The sequence below is a fragment of the Actinomycetota bacterium genome (assembly GCA_030019255.1).
In the GTDB taxonomy this organism is placed as follows: domain Bacteria; phylum Actinomycetota; class Geothermincolia; order Geothermincolales; family RBG-13-55-18; genus Solincola_A.
The window spans coordinates 93,345-109,347 of record JASEFK010000002.1 but is presented as its reverse complement, the minus strand read 5'-3'; the positions used below and the strand labels follow the sequence as shown (position 1 = coordinate 109,347).

The 16,003-nt window shown below is 64.4% G+C and carries 18 protein-coding genes and 1 tRNA gene; 16 read left to right on the top strand and 3 right to left on the bottom strand.

Annotation, left to right across the window (positions count from 1 at the left end):
* The first annotated feature begins 532 nt into the window (after positions 1-532).
* The gene (locus QME84_02150) at positions 533-931 is read left to right on the top strand and encodes a septum formation initiator family protein (GenBank protein MDI6873077.1); all 399 of its coding nucleotides are present in this window, start codon (positions 533-535) and stop codon (positions 929-931) included.
* 4 nt (positions 932-935) lie between these two features.
* On the opposite strand, the gene QME84_02145 is transcribed toward QME84_02150, so the two are convergent.
* Both QME84_02145 and QME84_02140 read right to left on the bottom strand, forming a co-directional pair.
* Positions 936-1,754 carry a DUF5667 domain-containing protein gene (locus QME84_02145; protein ID MDI6873076.1) on the bottom strand — a complete coding sequence of 273 codons (819 nt, stop codon included), beginning with the start codon at positions 1,752-1,754 and terminating at the stop codon, positions 936-938.
* A 150-nt stretch (positions 1,755-1,904) separates the two neighbouring features.
* Positions 1,905-2,450: an RNA polymerase sigma factor gene (locus tag QME84_02140; GenBank protein ID MDI6873075.1), complete on the bottom strand. Its 546-nt coding sequence runs from the start codon at positions 2,448-2,450 to the stop codon at positions 1,905-1,907.
* Positions 2,451-2,739: 289 nt separating this feature from the next.
* Here QME84_02140 and QME84_02135 point away from each other — a divergent pair, with 289 nt between their 5' ends.
* The 3 genes from QME84_02135 (at position 2,740) to QME84_02125 (ending at position 4,576) form a co-directional block, all read left to right on the top strand.
* The gene (locus QME84_02135; protein MDI6873074.1) at positions 2,740-3,237 is read left to right on the top strand and encodes a hypothetical protein; all 498 of its coding nucleotides are present in this window, start codon (positions 2,740-2,742) and stop codon (positions 3,235-3,237) included.
* A gap of 470 nt (positions 3,238-3,707) precedes the next feature.
* Positions 3,708-4,154: a MaoC family dehydratase N-terminal domain-containing protein gene (locus QME84_02130; protein MDI6873073.1), complete on the top strand. Its 447-nt coding sequence runs from the start codon at positions 3,708-3,710 to the stop codon at positions 4,152-4,154.
* Positions 4,151-4,576, top strand: a complete 426-nt coding sequence (locus QME84_02125; protein MDI6873072.1) for a MaoC/PaaZ C-terminal domain-containing protein — start codon at positions 4,151-4,153, stop codon at positions 4,574-4,576. The genes QME84_02130 and QME84_02125 overlap by 4 nt, the downstream gene beginning before the upstream one ends.
* A gap of 415 nt (positions 4,577-4,991) precedes the next feature.
* Here QME84_02125 and QME84_02120 read toward each other — a convergent pair whose 3' ends face one another.
* Complete coding sequence (locus QME84_02120) at positions 4,992-6,146, bottom strand: acyl-CoA dehydrogenase family protein (GenBank protein ID MDI6873071.1); 1,155 nt, start codon at positions 6,144-6,146, stop codon at positions 4,992-4,994.
* 207 nt (positions 6,147-6,353) lie between these two features.
* Here QME84_02120 and QME84_02115 point away from each other — a divergent pair, with 207 nt between their 5' ends.
* The 12 genes from QME84_02115 (at position 6,354) to QME84_02060 (ending at position 15,710) form a co-directional block, all read left to right on the top strand.
* Positions 6,354-6,788, top strand: coding sequence for a MaoC/PaaZ C-terminal domain-containing protein (locus QME84_02115; protein ID MDI6873070.1), 435 nt, complete (start codon positions 6,354-6,356; stop codon positions 6,786-6,788).
* The gene (locus tag QME84_02110) at positions 6,785-7,348 is read left to right on the top strand and encodes a DUF501 domain-containing protein (GenBank protein ID MDI6873069.1); all 564 of its coding nucleotides are present in this window, start codon (positions 6,785-6,787) and stop codon (positions 7,346-7,348) included. Before QME84_02115 ends, QME84_02110 begins: the two co-directional genes overlap by 4 nt.
* Positions 7,345-8,313 (top strand): Ppx/GppA phosphatase family protein, encoded by a 969-nt coding sequence (locus QME84_02105; GenBank protein ID MDI6873068.1) that lies wholly within the window; start codon positions 7,345-7,347, stop codon positions 8,311-8,313. Before QME84_02110 ends, QME84_02105 begins: the two co-directional genes overlap by 4 nt.
* 334 nt (positions 8,314-8,647) lie before the next feature.
* Complete coding sequence (locus tag QME84_02100; GenBank protein MDI6873067.1) at positions 8,648-9,019, top strand: response regulator; 372 nt, start codon at positions 8,648-8,650, stop codon at positions 9,017-9,019.
* Positions 9,020-9,184: 165 nt separating this feature from the next.
* Positions 9,185-9,269 (top strand) — tRNA-Leu (locus QME84_02095).
* 245 nt (positions 9,270-9,514) lie between these two features.
* Positions 9,515-10,615 (top strand): hypothetical protein, encoded by a 1,101-nt coding sequence (locus tag QME84_02090; protein ID MDI6873066.1) that lies wholly within the window; start codon positions 9,515-9,517, stop codon positions 10,613-10,615.
* 30 nt (positions 10,616-10,645) lie between these two features.
* Positions 10,646-11,944 carry an acyl-CoA dehydrogenase family protein gene (locus tag QME84_02085; GenBank protein ID MDI6873065.1) on the top strand — a complete coding sequence of 433 codons (1,299 nt, stop codon included), beginning with the start codon at positions 10,646-10,648 and terminating at the stop codon, positions 11,942-11,944.
* Between the two features lie 161 nt (positions 11,945-12,105).
* Complete coding sequence (locus QME84_02080) at positions 12,106-13,425, top strand: acyl-CoA dehydrogenase family protein (protein ID MDI6873064.1); 1,320 nt, start codon at positions 12,106-12,108, stop codon at positions 13,423-13,425.
* A 187-nt stretch (positions 13,426-13,612) separates the two neighbouring features.
* Entirely contained in the window at positions 13,613-13,771 is a 159-nt protein-coding gene (locus tag QME84_02075; GenBank protein ID MDI6873063.1) for a hypothetical protein, read from the top strand.
* A gap of 192 nt (positions 13,772-13,963) precedes the next feature.
* Positions 13,964-14,206, top strand: a complete 243-nt coding sequence (locus tag QME84_02070) for a hypothetical protein (GenBank protein MDI6873062.1) — start codon at positions 13,964-13,966, stop codon at positions 14,204-14,206.
* A 95-nt stretch (positions 14,207-14,301) separates the two neighbouring features.
* Positions 14,302-14,637 carry a hypothetical protein gene (locus QME84_02065; protein ID MDI6873061.1) on the top strand — a complete coding sequence of 112 codons (336 nt, stop codon included), beginning with the start codon at positions 14,302-14,304 and terminating at the stop codon, positions 14,635-14,637.
* On the top strand, positions 14,634-15,710 hold the full coding sequence (locus QME84_02060; protein MDI6873060.1) for an NAD(P)-binding protein: 1,077 nt from the start codon (positions 14,634-14,636) through the stop codon (positions 15,708-15,710). Before QME84_02065 ends, QME84_02060 begins: the two co-directional genes overlap by 4 nt.
* Positions 15,711-16,003: the final 293 nt, after the last annotated feature.

The following is a 16,003-nucleotide window of genomic DNA, read 5'->3' as shown; positions in this document are numbered from 1 at the left end:
CACCGCCCGCTCCGCAATATCGACCCTGCATGATCGGGACATGGGGCTCGAAATGGTGGACATGTGGCTGTTTAAGCGGTGGACGCACCTAATTACGGGAAATGGGAGGGGCAAATCGGTCCCCTGGCAATCGGCCGGCCGTGCGGATGGAGGCCAGTTGGCGCCTGTTTGCGTGGTTCATGTAAATTAGAGTTGTAATTTTATTTCATTGATATAAAATGATGGTAGAGTTATAAGCTGCGACTATTGTTTAAAGATGAGAAAAAAATACATGGAAAAGGGGGAAGCGCGCCGGAAGGGGAATGCCGCCCCGCGCACCCCGCGACGGGGGAGCGGCGCAGGATACCGGGTGAACACAAGGCAGCAGCGCCCTGCTCCCCTAACCGCCGTTTCCGGGAAGCTTACGTCCTCTCGTGGACGAAGCGGGAAAGCGGGTTCCCTTGGGTTGGAGCGGCCCACCCGGAAGGGTAGCGGGGCGGTGATCCCCTCCGCAGGGTGGGAGAGGTCCGAGGCGCGGAGGGGAAACCTTCGGGTGGTGAAGGGACGGTATGCCGGAAGCGCGGAGCAAGACCGGGGAAGCAACCCGTCCGGTGCCCGGAGGGAAAGGAAGGACCGTTCCCCGAGGCGCCGCGCCGTGGCCCTGGTGGGGCTTTTCCTGGCCCTGGCCTTGGCGGCGGCGGTTCTCTACCGTCCGATGGCCCGCTACCTGGAGAGCAGGAACGAACTGGCCCGTAGCGAGGCCCAATTGGCCGAGGAGCGGGCCCTCACCCGGGAGCTGGAAGAGCGCCGGGACCGTGCCTCCAGCGATGAATACGTGGAGGGGGAGGCCAGGCGCATGGGGTACGTGAAACCCGGCGAGGTCCCTCTCATCATCCTCGATGACATGGAAGACACGGAAACGGTCGAGGGAGAAGACCCCACCCGGCCATGAGCTCTCACGGGGCGCCTTTCCCGTGCCCGGAGTCATACGCTCTTCCGCATCCGGGCCTTTGCTGCTCCTGGGGATCGCCTTGGCCTTCTTGGCGCAAGTCGGGAGAGTCATCTCCTCCGTTTCCGGGCCTCTGCTGCTCCTGGGGATGGGCGTCTCCTCCCTCCATGCCGCAGCGCCGGCGCATGCGCATCATGCTTCCGTGACATTCCTTGTGTGCTACCTCCAGGAAGGGACGGCTCTCCTCCGGGGCCTCGGTGGACATCAGCTCCAGGAACCCCACATGTTCGCTCAGCATGCTCTCGAAACTCAGCGACAGGGACCGGGATTCCGTATCGGGCAATGATTCCAGGAGCAGCTCCACCCGGGAGAGGTTACGGCGGTACTCCCTCAGCCAGCGTTCCCAGTCGTGGGAGCCCCCGTCCTGCAGCATCCCTTGGAGCTCCCGCATCCGGCGCTCGCAGAATTCCATTTCCAGGCCGGCGTCCGAAGAGGGCGAGGGGGTGAGGGCCAGCCGGGCCCTCTCGAAGAATATCTTGCTCCCGTAAAGGGGAGACCCGGGGAGGGCGCCCGAGGAGGCGGCATAGAGGCCGGAGGTGGCTCCGGCCATCAGGAGGAGGGTCAAGAGCGGAACGGCCACGGCGCGCCGCAAGCGGGCCGGGTGGCGCAGATACCTCTTGCCTGTCGCTTCATCGCGCGCCCTGGAGGCGCGGGCCATGATCCTCTGCAGCCCGAAGTCTCGCAGGGTGCTGGGAGCGTGAGGAGACGGTGTCCCGCGCAGGAATTCCTCGGCCATCCTCGCCTTTTTCCTCGCCCTTTCGAACATGGCTTCATACCTCCGCCCGGAGACGTGTCGGGTTATGGGCGCCGCGGGCGGAAGGGTGCCCTAACCCGCAAGTGCACCGTCCCTCATGTTTTCCCAGGACCGCGTCGTGGCAGGCGTTTCCCGTCGCAAGTTCCCTTTCCGGCATGCTCCTCATCCCGCCCACCCCCACCGCTCCAGGATACCACCCAGCTTGCGCAGGGCGCGGTGCTGGAGGGCATTGACCGCCCCCTCGCTTTTCCCCAGGGCCGAGGCGACCTCGGTGTTGTTCATCCCCGAAAAATACTTCATGATCACCACCTGCCTCTGGGTGGGAGGCAGCTCCTCCAAGGCTTCCCGTACCGCGCGCCGCCTTTCCTCCTCCTCGAGGGTTTCCCCCACCGGGGGTTCTCCCGGAGCCTCGTGCGCCGTCGCGGCCTTCCTCTCCCGCCTGGCGGATTTCCTCAGGTGGTCCACCAGCATGTTGCGGGCTATGCGGAAAACCCAGGCCCTGAAGGGTGCCTTCCGGGGATTATATTCCCCTATGTGCACCAGGCACCTCAGGAAGACCTCCTCGGTGAGGTCCTCGGCCTCCTCCCGCGAGGATAGGTTCCAGAAGAAATACCCATACAGGGGGTCCAGCAGGACCCGGTAGATCTCCGCGAAGGACTCCAGGTCCCCTTCCGCCGTCCTCTGGGCCAGCTCCTCCAGGGATTCCAAGCGCTTTTCCTTCCCCATAGTGTTTACGCTTATACCGCGAATTATATACGTTACGAAATACTCAACCGGTGGTCCCCGCCAGGAGGGGTCCCCGGGCGGCGGTTGCCGATGGAATAATGTCCCGCCTCTCGAAAGCCTATAAAAACCTCGTCTCCGTCGCTGCTTCCGATAAGAGATGGAAATTTCCCCGGATCGGGAGAATCCGAAGGCCGCCTCCGGTGTAGCAGGTCGCGTATATCTCCGCACCCGCGGACGTATTAGGGGTTGAGGCATGAAAGGAGGTGAGAGTATGAAAGGAAAGGCCCTTGTCATCACCGCCGTGTTGGCGCTGGCGGTCATGGTGGCCGCCGGGGTTGCCGTGGCAGCTACCTCCGCCGGAGGCGAGAGGAGATCCGGATGCCCCGAGGGAATGACCAAAGCCGGAGTGCTCTCCAGGGTCCGGACGGGTGAAGCTGGAGAGCAGGCCACCCGGAACGAGGGCGAGGAGAGCCGAATCCGGGCCGAGAATTGCCTCGAGGAGATGAGCGGCGAGTGTGCCGGCCAGTGCGAGCGGTCGACGGAACGCCTGCACGAGCGGGCGGAGGACGGCGCCTGCCCCGAGGAGTGTCCACATCGCGCCGAGGAGTGCCCGATGTATGGCAACGGCGCCCCCGAGAATGCGGGAGTCTCCGGTAACGGGGCCGCTTTCACCCCGTTTGGCTCGTCCGGAACGGAAAGCGGCCAGAGTGGCGATTGCGACATGAGGCGGGACCGCCTGCACGCGCGGGACCGGGATTGCACGGCTTGAGCCGATGTCCGCCCGGGTGCCGGAGCCGGAGGCGCGGGTAAGAGCGGAGATATCGTTCCGGAAAGGCCGTCTCCGGCGGCTCGAGGGCATGGAAGGGAAAACGCCCGTATTACCGCGGGCAACAGGGTTCAGGATCGAGGATGGAGGCCCCACACCGGATCCCACGGTGCGGGGCCTTGTCCTGGAAGGGGATGGTAGCGGCCACCCATAACGGCCGCGATGCCCTCTTCTTTCCGGAGCAGGTGACTGCGGAGGGCATATAACCCGTAAAGCCGGCCCCTCATGCCTTGTCGACCCTCCCCTTTCGTGACCATGAAATGTGCGGGTGCTGACGTTTTCCGTTCCGCCCTCGTTCATGCCTATACACCTTACCGGGGTATGTTAAAATCTTCTTGCTCTGCCGGCTGTGAAGGCGGGAGAGCCTGCCGGGGCGTGGTTTCGGGAGGGAGAGAATAAAAGGAGGTAGGCCTATGATCGACCACAAGTGGATAGGCAAGACCTACGGCCCCATCAAGTACGAGATCGGCCGGGAGAAAATGCGCGAGTACGCCGCCGCCGTCAAGGACCACCGGCCCATCTTCCATGACGAGGAGTTCGCCAAGCAAACCAAGTACGGGGACATCATAGCCATGCCCAACTTCGCCGCCGTGTACGCCCTGCGCGGCGCGGGGATGATGCTCCTGGACCAGGAGATAAAACTCAACCTGGCCATGCTGGTGCATGGGGCCCAGGAGTTCGAGTGGTTCACGGTGGTCAAGCCCAACGACGTGATCACGGAGACGGGAAAGGTGGCGGACATCTACGAGAAGGGCAACCTGGACTTCATCGTCTACGAGGGGGAGGCCAGAAACCAGGACGGGGAGTTGGTGTGCCGGGCCCGGGCCACCTTCATCATCCGGGGAGGTGGGGCGCAATGATCGAACTCTGCAACCTCAGGTACGACGACGTGCAGGTGGGACAGGAGATTCCCAGTTTTTCCCACCAGTTCGACCGCATGGACGCCATCGTTTACGCCGGGGCCAGCGGCGACTTCAACCCCATCCACGTCAACCCCTACTTCGCCAAGGAAGTGGCCATGCTGCCCGACGTCATCGCCCACGGCCTCTTCAATATGGCCCTGCTGGGAAAGACGGTCATGGACTGGATAGGGGACCCGGGCTACCTCAAGAAGCTCTCCTGCCAGTTCCGGGGCATGGTCATCCCGGGGGACAAGGTCGTCTTCAAGGGACGGGTCCGGGAGAAGCTGGAGGGCAACCTGGTAGTCCTCGACGTGTGGGCGGAGAAGGAGGACGGAAGCGACGTCCTGAAGGGCGGCGAGGCCGTGGTTTGGCTTCCCTGAGGGGAAGACGGTAGACCCGCTCAGGGGACGCGCCTACCCGTCGGGGTTCGCAGCCCCTTTCGGCCCGGCGTGTAGGCCGGGCGACGTTAGGCGGGATGTGCCTCGGGGCCCCTCACGCGATCTGTGGGAAGTACGGTCAGGGCGCGGGACTCCGCGCCCTTTTCCCTTTATGGGATCGGGCAATGATGCCCGAAGCCGCCCGGTTGAGATGTGTCCGATACCGCGAAGGACGGCGGTGATGCCCACCGGACGTTTCCGCCCCTGGCAAGAACTCCGGCTGAGGCGATCGGGAAGGGTTGGCTTTTTTCCCGGCTCCTGGATGGTCTCAAGGTAAAAACGGAACCCCCGGGAACGACGGGTTCGATTCTTTTCCGAGGGTTTCCGGATTCCAGGTTCAGGCAGCGAAGCCGACGCCTCAGGCGTAAAGGCCCAGGGTGGTGGCGATGATTTCCCGCATGATCTCGTCAGTGCCCCCACCGATGCGCCCCAGGCGGGCGTCCCTCCAGGCCCGCTGCACGGGGTATTCCATCATGTACCCGTAGCCGCCCATGAACTGCAGAGCCTCGTCGGCCACCTCGAAGGCCACCTGGGCGGCCATCAGCTTGGCCATGGAGATCTCCTTTACCGGGTACTCCCCGTGGTCGTACTTCCAGGCGCAGATATACACCAGGGACTGGGCGGCCTCGATCTTGGTGGCCAGGTCGGCGATGCGGTGGGCGATGGCTTGGTTCTTGCAGATGGGCTTCCCGAACTGCACCCTCTCCTTGGTGTACTCGATGATGCCCTCCAGGGTAAGGCGCGCGCCGCCGATGGCCGCCGCCGCGCCGATGAGGCGCTCGCCCTGGAGCTCCCACATGATGTTGTAGAACCCGCGTCCCTCCTCGCCCAGCAGGGCGTCCTCGGGGATGAACATGTCCTCGAAGAAGATCTCCGCCGTGTCCGAGGCCCGCATGCCCACCTTGTCCAGCTTGCGGTTGACCACGAAACCGGGGGTGTCCGTGTCCACCAGGAAGACGCTCATGCCCTTATAGCCCTTGGTCTTCTCCGTGCGGGCCAGGAGGGTCATGAAGTGGGCGCGGGCGCCGTTGGTGATGAAGATCTTGTTCCCGTTGACCTTCCAGCCCCCGGGGACCTTCTCGGCGTAGGTCTGGATGCTGGCCACGTCGGAGCCGGCGTTGGGCTCGGTGATGCCCAGGCAGGCGATCTTCTCCCCCTTGATGGCCGGCACCAGGTACTTCTGCTTCTGCTCCTCGGTGCCGAAGGCCAGGATGGGCGGGGTGGCCATGCCCACCTGCACGGCCACGGCCATGTTCACGCTGCCGCTGCCCGAGCGGGCCAGCTCCTCGGCCAGGACGATGTTGCAGAAGTAGTCGCCTCCGCCCCCGCCGTATTCCTCCGGGTAGTGGAGCCCCAGGTAGCCGAGCTCGCCCATGCGGGTGAACACCCAGTCCGGAAAGCTACCCTGCTCCTCCCACTCCTCGGCGTGGGGGGCCAGTTCCTTCTCGGCGAACTCCCGGATGCTCTTGCGCAGCATCTCGTGTTCCTCGGTGAAAAAGAGCCCTACCGTCATCTCCCTCTCCTTTCTACGCCGACTATTAACCGCTACTTAACATTTGCGTTAAGCATAAGATAACTCGCCGTGGGATTGCGGTCAACCCACGCTTATCAAGCGAGCCGCTTTGGGCAGCTCATTCCCGCAGGTCCGCATATCGGCGCTTCTACGCTATACTCTGGCTGGAGGTATGCGGCACGGGAGCGGAGCGAAAGGAGTGGAGGCATGCGCTATTACCAGGATTTCCAGGTAGGAGAGAAGTTCGTCAGCAGGGGACGGACCATAACCGAGGCGGACATCGTCATGTTCGCGGCCTTCAGCGGAGATTGGTACCCCCTGCACGTGGACCGGGAATACGCGGCCAAGAGCCCCTTCGGGGAGAGGATCGCCCACGGCATGCTGGTGCTCTCCGCGGCAAGCGGACTTATGCCCCTCACGGATTGGGCCATCGTAGCCTTCTACGGCATGGACCGGGTGCGCTTCGTGGCTCCCACCAAGATCGGGGACACCATCCATGTGGAGGCAGAGGTAACGGAGAAGAGGGACAAGGGGGAAGCGGGCGGAGTGGTCACCTTCCGCCAGGCGGTGAAGAACCAGAGGGACGAGGAGCTGGCGGTGGCGGACTTCAAGATCTTCATGGCTGCGCGCAAGGATAAGTGAAACCGGAGGATTTTCTGGACCGCGGTGCCTTGAGCGAGGAGGACCGCCGCCTGGTGGAGCGGCAGCTCGGGCGCAGGCTGCGGGGCGAGGTGCGGGCAGCTTCGCGGTGCCTGCACGGGAAGGTGCAGGTCATCGCCACCTCGCCCCTGCTGGACGACGGCACCCCCTTTCCCACCCTTTTCTGGCTCACCTGCCCCCTCCTGCAACGGGAGGTATCGCGGCTGGAGGACGGTGACCTCCGGGAGATATTGCGACAACGCCTGGCTGATGACGAGGATTTCGCCTCCGCCCTGCGCGGGGCGGAGGAGGAATACCGGAGTCTGCGGGAGGAATGGGCGGAACGCCTGGGCTGCGGCGATAAGGTTCGGAAGCTTTTCGTCTCCCGTGCGGGAATAGGCGGGACGGTGGCCGGAGGGTTGAAGTGCCTGCACGCCCATCTCGCCCACTACCTGGCGGGAGGTGAGAACCCGGTAGGCGAGGCGGTGTACGAGAAGATGGGGAACCCGCAGGAACGGGAATGCCCCGGGGATTGTGAGCCCTTTCTGGGGAGGGGAAGATGAGGGCGGCCTCGGTGGACATCGGCACCAACTCGGTGCGCCTGCTGGTGGCCCAGGTGGAGGAGGGAGAAGGCGGTCCGCTTCTCCACACCCTGCACCGCCGCATGACCATAACCCGCCTGGGGCAGGGGGTGGACAGAAAGGGACGACTGGACCCGGAGGCCGAGGAACGGACCCTGCGCGTGCTCATGGAGTACCGCGCGTTGCTGGACGCGGAAGGGGTACGGACGGTGGAGGCGGCGGCCACCAGCGCGGTGCGGGACGCCTCCAACGCGGCCTCCTTCCTGGAGCGGACGGCGGAGGTCCTGGGCATTCGGCCTCGCGTCCTGAGCGGGGAGGAGGAGGCCCTCCTCTCCTTCCTGGGGGCCACCCACGACCTGGGGGAGCCCCCGGAGTCCTTCGGCCTCATCCTGGTGGTGGACATCGGAGGGGGCTCCACGGAGATCATCCTGGGGAGGGGGAGGCGGGTCCTCGCGGCCCGGAGCCTCAACGTGGGATGCGTGCGCATGGCGGAGAGGTTTCTCTCCTCCGATCCGCCCGCTCCCGCCGAGCTCGCAAGGATGGACAACCACCTGGGCAAGGAGCTGGCCGCGCTGGCGAAAGAGATGGGTCGTCCCCGGCCCGGGCTGGCGGTGGGGCTGGCGGGAACCATCACCACCGTGGCCGGCATAAGACTGGGGCTTTCCGAGTACGACGGGGAGGCCATCCATCACACCTGGCTTACCCGGTCCGAGGTGGAGGAGGAATACCGGCGCCTGGCCTCTTTGTCCCTCGAAGAGAGGAAGCGCTACATGCGCCTGGAGCCGGACAGGGCGGACGTCATCGTGGGAGGGAGCGCGGTGCTCAACGCGGTGATGGCCGGGTTCGCCCTGGACCGCCTTCTGGTGAGCGAGAAGGACATCCTGGACGGGCTGGTCCTCCGCGCCGCCGCGGGGATGGACCTCCCGCCTGCGGGAGGGCGGGAGTAGGTGTTCCAACCTTGCCGTTGGCGGAACGGGGAAATACGGCTTGAAACGGCTGGAGAAGGCCGGGCTGACCTTCCGTCCGGGCCGATGTTACCCGCCCGGAGGCAGGATTTGTTTCGAGGCAGCGAATCCGTCCGGAGTGCATTGATTGTGAATCGATTCGACATTCCCGAGTGGTAATGGGGGATGCTTTCGTACGGGTTTCTCGAGGCTACGAATCCTCCGTTTCGGTATATTATGAGTCGATTCGCGGGTGGCGGAACGAAGGAGGAGGTTGTAAAATGAACCGCGGGCTGAAGGGAATAATCCACGGTCCGTTTAACCGCAGGGGAGGATAATGCTTGGCAAGAAGGTCCTGGTGATAGACGACGAGCCGGCCATCCACAAGCTGCTCCAGACCATCCTCGAGCACGAGGGATTCCAGATCATGGGCCTCGAGGAGAGGAAGGATACCCGGGAGACGGTGGCCCGGCGCCGTCCGGATGTCATCATCCTGGACATTATGATGCCCGAAGTGGACGGTTTCCAGATCCTAAAGATGCTCAAAGAGGATGAGGAGACCAGGGATATTCCCGTGCTCGTCCTCACCGTGCGCAGCCTCAGGGAGGACCGGGAGATGGCCATGGCCCTCGGCGCCGACCTCTACATGACCAAGCCCTTCCAGCCCTCCGAGCTGGTGGAGGTGGTGAGGTCCCTGGCCGGAGCGTGACCCGAAGCCATCCTCTTCTACGCGGGAGGCCCTCCGTACCGGAAGCAGGGGAGAATAACCATGCCCCTTCAGGTTTCCATGAGCCTGCCACGGGTGGCGTTCCCAACCACTGGGTGCCGGGGTCGATTTTGCGACCGAGTTCCAGGGGATTAAAATTAGTGTGGCGCCCGGGTGGTGGAACCGGTAGACACAAGGGACTTAAAATCCCTCGGGGAATCCCGTGCGGGTTCGACTCCCGCCCCGGGCACCATCTTTTTTCGCTAACCTACCGGGGCATACATGAATGCGCGAGGCCGGCTCACCTGGGCTTGCCCGAACGTCGAACGGGAAAGGGTAAAGACCCCAGGTGGGTATGAAGGGCCGTTTAAAGGCTCCCTGGGCGTGGGTATCTATAATTTCAAGGGATACTCAAGGGATTAACGTCCGGCGGTCGTGTCATGTCGTTGGGGAGTGGGGGTACAGAGTGATCACCACCCCAGCGGGCGGGGAGAAAGGTTGAGGTTCAAGCGCTGTTCCGTCTGCGGGGTACCCCGCATCATCGGGCGCGTGAACGCCTGGATGCCCAACGGCGCGGTGGTCAACCTGGGCAACCAACGTTACCGCCAGATCTTTTACGAGGCGGACCTCCTACCCGAGATAAGGCGGCGCATATCCGAGGGCCTCGGCTTCCCGGTTAACCGCATCTTCTACGAGGCGGAGCGCAACTCCGTCCGGGAGGTGGTGGAGGGGCTGCTGAGCAACCCGACGCGCATGGTTTTCCTGCGCATCCTGCCCCTGAAGCGGGGCGCGGTGCGCTTCTTCCACCAGCTGGCGGCCCTCACCGGGACCGCACATTCCCGCACCCTCCGGTATAAGCCCGGGCGTTTCGGGGAGGCCCTGATCCGCAATCCCTGGGACCTGGACCTCATGGCCGCGGTGGTGGTGGGAGCCTTCGAAGCCCTGGAAAGGCGTCCCTTCCGGGCGTTCTGGAAGAAAGAGGAAGAAGGTTATATCCTCCGGGTGGAGGCCGCCGATTCCAGGCCGGAGATCTCCGACCGCCTGCGGGTGGATTACCCTCTTCTCAAGGAGGGAGATTTCCGGCACCACCTGTGTCCCCGCTGCGGCGTTCCCCTGCAGTTCAGATACCTGGAGTGGATAGAGGACGAAGGACTGATCGTGGATCGGAGGCGGAACATCCGCATGATCAACTGGGAGGCCCACTCCGTGCGCCTGGTCATCCGGGAGCTGGTGCGCGAGCTGGGAGAGGAGGTGGTGCCCATCATCGTGGACGCCGAGAGGGACAGGACCCTCCGCATGCTGCAGGACCTGGGCCTGGTTGGCCTGGCCGGGGAAGAGAGGGGCCGGCTTCTCCAGGAGATGCTCTCCCAGCTCCCGGTATACGGCTACGGGCTGGCCAGCGAGGTGGAATACACCGCCGGAGGGGTCCTGCGGGTGTGGGTGGACAATCCCTACGAGGAACGGCTCATGGCCGGAAGGCTGGGGGCTTTTTATGAGGCCGTCGAGGGAAGAAGGGCCCGCATCGACTGGACGGAGGATGGACCCTCAACGGTCTCCTATATCTTGTCGCCGGAGAACGGGACCGGGACCTCGACCTGAGGCCGGTGCCGGAAGGCAGGAGGGTGAAGGATGGAGCCCGTGTGCATCGAGAATCCGGAACACCGCTTCATGTACGAGCTGGTGGGGCCGGGGGATCGCTTCCTGGCGGGACTGGTGCGCGATTTCATCGAGCGGGAGATAAGACCCATCCGGAGGGAGATGGAGGAGAGCACCCGGGGTGATTTCTCGCTGGTGGAGGAGGTTCAGCGCAAGCTGGTGGGGCTGGGTTTCCAGGGCGCTTTCCTCCCCCCGGAATACGGGGGATGGAACCTCACCTCGGCCCTCACCTACTGCGTGATATTGGAGGAGTTTGGCAGGGGGGAGCCGGCCTGCGTGGCCGCCTTAGGGGGCGGCGCCTGGGCCTTCCGGCCGGCGGTCATCGCCGGCAACCGCACCCTCCTGGAGGATTTCGGGCCCCGCTTCACCAGCGGGGAACCCTACGTGGCCTGCTTTGCCATGACCGAGCCCTCCGGGGGATGCAACATCGAGAACGTGGACATGCGGGGGCGGGGAATCCATACCCGGGCGGTGCTGGACGGCGACGAGTGGGTGATAAACGGCTCCAAGGTATGGCCCACCAACTCGGGCATCGCCGACGTCTACTGCGTGGTCTGCAACACCGACCCTTCCCTGGGAGACGAGGGCATCGCCCTCATCTACGTCCCCGTGCCCATCGAGGGTTTCTCCTTCGGGCGTTTCGAGGACAAGGCGGGATTCCGTGCCAGCCGGGAGGGAGACTTCTACTTCGACAACGTGCGGGTTCCCAGGGCTTACCGGGCGGCGGGACCCGGTGAGGACGCCGTGCTCCTCCACGACAACCTCATCTTTGCCCGGCTCTTCAGCGCCGCCTGGGCGGTGGGCATCGCCCAGGGGGCCTTCGAGGAGGTTCTGGCCTTCACCCGTGACCACAAGGTGGCCGGGAGGCCCATACGCCAGCACACGGAGGCCGCCAATATCCTGGCGGACATGGCCATCGGCATCCAGGTGGGCAGGGACGCCTACGTCAACGCCGCCTACATGTTCGACCACCCGGAGATCTACGGGCCGCGCACCTCCCGGTATATGCTCTCCCGCTCTACGGTCGCCAAGGTGTTCTGCTGCGACATGGCCGTGGAAGTGACCAACCGGGCCATGGAGCTCATGGGTTTCTATGGAGGGGATCCCTCCTACCACGTGGAGAAATACTGGCGGGACAACAAGATCATCCAGCTCTGGGAGGGCGGAGTGCAACTGGGCAAGCTGGACGTGGCCCGGGGCTACTACCCTTATGACCAGTTCTACGAGAACGAGATGTACGACCACCTGCGGGAGAAGGACCGGAAAGCCTGACGCTGCCTCTATGGCAATAATTGCCATATCACTTCCCGTGCCGCCGGTGAGGCGGGAAGCGGAGGCCGGAAGCTGGTTACCTGTTACGGATCTTGGGGAGCGATGGGCGCGGGAGTCGGCATGAGCACGGGTTTGCGAGGCTTGCGGGGAGGTGAGGGGGATTGAATGAGATCTGTATCGAGGACCGCGAGAGGCGTTTTCCGCCCGGGATCCTGAAGGCCGCGGACCGCATGCTGGCTGGATCCCTGCGTGATTTCGTGGACCGGGAGGTAATCCCGGTACGGAGGGAACTGGACCGGGAGGCTCGTTCGGGGGAGGACTCCCTGTTCCGGATCCTGGCGGGGAAGCTCCGGAAGCTGGGCCTTCCGGGGGCGATCATCCCCGAGGAATACGGAGGGGAGGGCCTGGTCTCCTTTCTCTCCTGGTGCCTGGCCGTGGAGGAACTGGGGCGCGGAGACGCCTCCCTGGCGGTGAGCACGGCGGCTTCCGCCCTGGCCCTGCGGCCGGCGACGCTGGCCGGGAACGGGGAGGTGCTCGGCCGTTTCGCGCCCCGAGTCCTCAACGGGGAGGATGAATTCACCGCCTGCCCGGCGGTATTCGAGGACCCCGCCCTGGGAGATGCCCTCGACCCGGACCTGGAAGAATTGGGGTGGAAGACGCGGGTGGTGGAGAGCGGGGAGTGGCTCCTCCTCACGGGCATAAAGGCTTGGTGCGCCAATGCCGGCCGGGCGGGAATGTACTGCGTGGCCGCCGTCCCGGGGAACGGAAGGGAGGGTGGGCAACCGGCCCTCGTATATTGCGAGGCCCCGGCCGAGGGGCTGGAGTTGAGGAGAAGGGAGACTACCGGCCTGCTCTCCGTTCCCTTCGGGGACCTGTACCTGAACGGCGTGAGAGCGCCTCGTTCCTGGCGGGCGGCGGGTCCCGGGGAGGATGCACTCCTGCTGCGGGAGGGGCTGGCCTTCCTGCGCCTTCTGGCCGCCGCCGTGGCCGTGGGCGTCGCCCAGGGGGCCTTCGAGGAGGTTCTGGCCTTCACCTCCGACCGGGTGGCCGCGGGGAAGCCTATCCGGCAGCACACCGTGTGCGCGGTCATGCTGGCGGACATGGCCGTGGGCATCCAGTCGGGAAGGGACACCTACGCCGGCGCCGCCCTGCTCCTCGATTCCCTGCCCGATGTCACGACTCGCGCCGGCGCCTCCGTGCTTTCCCGCGCCTCGCTGGCCCGCGCGCACTGCTGCCGCGCGGCCGTGGAGGTGACCAACCGGGCCATGGAGCTCATGGGCTCCTACGGGTACGTCACCGATTACCACCTGGAGAAGTACTGGAGGGACGCCAAGATGCTGCAACTGGCCGAGGTGCCGGGGGAGCAGTTGAAGCTGGACGTGGTACGCGGTTACTACGAGTTCCATTCCCTGTATCCCAACCCGCTTTACGAGGAGTTGACCCGGAGGAGGGAGCGGTCCCGGGAGGAGGCCCCCATATGATACGGCCCATGGAGAGGTAGGCGGGGAGGGAGTATTTTACAATTTGAAATAAGTAAAGCAATCCAAAATGATGATATAGAAAAATCTGGGGGGAAGCCGAGAACGGCGGTCGCGCACCGGTCACTGGTCGGCCGCCGGGAGTCAAAAGCAAAACCGGCCTCCGTGAAAAGAGGCTGGCTTTTCCTTTATGGGAAAGGATACAACCATCAACACGGCGTCGGAGGTCGGTGAATACACCCTGCACAACAGGGCGGTCATCGATGACCTCGAGGACGAGGTGGAGATAGACATCGTCGTCCGTGAGAAGGAGCCTGAGGGGGAGAGGGTTCAGGGTAGGATAGAATGATTCCGGGGTCCGCTTTCAGGTCGGAGAGGGGGAAGCGGTTCCCGTGGCGGAACTCCGTTCCCTGCCCCAGGCCGTGCAGGAGCACCCGGAAGTACCGGACCTCGAGGAAGGGAACCCTTGGGCTTTGTGGTCCGGCGGAAAGGAACCCCGCCATCCGGGGAAGGGACGTCCTGATAAGGGGGAGGTCGCGCGGTGCGGGTAGCGCTCAAGGTTGTTTTCTGGACGGCGTTTGCCACGTTGGCGGCCTCCGCCGGCCTGACGGTGGCCGGAAGCATTTTCAACCTGGAGGCCGTCCTGGTGGCCGGAATGGTGGGGTGGTTTCTGGGGTGCTTACTCCTCTTCGCCTGGTCCGTGCTGTTGGCCCTGGCGTGGCTGAGGTCGCGGGGCGCGAGGAATGGCGGGAGCGGAGGTGAAAAAACCCACGGTGCCGTTTGACCAAAGGGGAGCGCGGCTTGGCCGCGAGGTCCGGGGAGCCGGGACCGGGTGGAAAAACTAGCGGCACAGTTTGGCTGAAGGTGAGGTGAGGCGAGGTGGGAAACGGGCACGAGAGAGCCTCTCCTTGGGTGGAGTTGAGGGCGGACGCCGATCATTGCCTGGAGACGGCGGCGCGGCGGGAGTACCAGAGGCTTACCCGGGCATTCCTGCGGGGCGAGCTGGAGGAAGTGGAGGCGGAGGAGAGCATCGAGCTATTGCGAGAGTTCCTGGAAAAGGCCGATTTTGTGGCCCTGCGGCGTGCCTGCGAGGAACGTCTGAGGCAGGGCAAGGAAACCGCCTTTCTCCTCTACCGCGAGGGGAAGGAACTGGTGTACGGTTTCCTGGATGAAGTGGAGGATACGGGCCGGGAAACGGGGAGGTCGCAAGGATGAAGCGGGGAGAGGTGATCATATACGGGGCGGGCATGTCCGGGATGGTGGCCGCCTGGAACCTGGCCCAGGAGGGTTTCCGGGTGGTGGTGCGGGAAAAGGAGGACTCCTTCGGTGGTTCGCGGATTTTCAACCCCTCCACCCACGTCACGCCGCTGGACCTGAAGGCCACTTCGGAATACGTTGGCCTGGACGTCTCCCCCGCCTTTCACCGCGTGGAATCAATATCCCTCTACCTCCATCGCCTACGCCTGTCCCTTCCAGCGGCGGGCGCCTATGCCGTGGAACGCAGTTCCCGACCCTCCAGCCTGGACGCCCTGCTCTACGAGAGGTGCCTGGAGGCGGGAGTGGAATTCGAGTTCGGGCATGCCCTGCGCCGGGAGGACTTGGAGGCCTTGCCCCCGGGGAGCATCATCGCCTGCGGGCTTAACCCGGAGGCTTACCAGTACCTGGAAATACCCTACCTGGTCTGGGAAGGGTGGATGTCCCGGGGGGCCAGCGAGTGCAGCGGCTACGCCTGGATATGGCTGGACGAGTGCGTCACCGAGTACGGTTATGCCTCCTTCTGCAACGGCCTCTATTACAACCTTCTCTTTTCCTACGGGCGGGGCGTGGGCGAGGAGTGCCTGCGCCGCTACCGGGAGTTCATGCTCCGGGCCGAGGGGCTGGACCACGAGGATTGGGAATACGTTAAGGGAGTGGTACCCCTGGCCGTGCCGGACAACCCCCGCCTCTTCCACCGTGGCTTTATCCTCTGCGGGACCATCTCCGGAGCCATGGACCCCCTCATGGGATTCGGGATTTCCGGCGCCCTGGTCGGCGGCAAGGTAGCCGCCATGGCGGTCACGGAACCCGAAAGGGCGGAAAAGGAGTTCGCCCGCTTCACCCGCAACTTCGCCACCGTGCACCGCTTCAAGCACCAGGTGTGGTATGGACTGCGCTCCCGCGTGGACCTGCTGGAGGGCCTGGCGGAGACCCTGGGGCCGGAGTTGTCCCTGCGCCTCATGACGGAGGCCATCCGCCGGGGCCGGAAGAGCTCGGCCATCCCCGGTTTCAGCCCGGTGAGCTGCCACTGAAAGGAGCATCAAGGGGAAAACACTTGACCATGTGCGGAACCCGTAACCGGTTCAGGCGTGAAGTAGGGATGGAGCGGAGGAAAACGGGCCGCAGGCGTAAAGTAAGTGCCCACGATATCAACCCCACCGATGCCGGCGTTTCAAGGAACCGGGTGCACCGGCCGGGAGCGAGGGTCGGGAAATTCGCACGTGGAGGGCGGGAATGGTCCGCAACCGGAAGGCCACCACATCGATAGCGGGGCGGCACGGCTTGATGAAGGAGCACGCCGGGAAAACGCGGAAATCTTTATCGG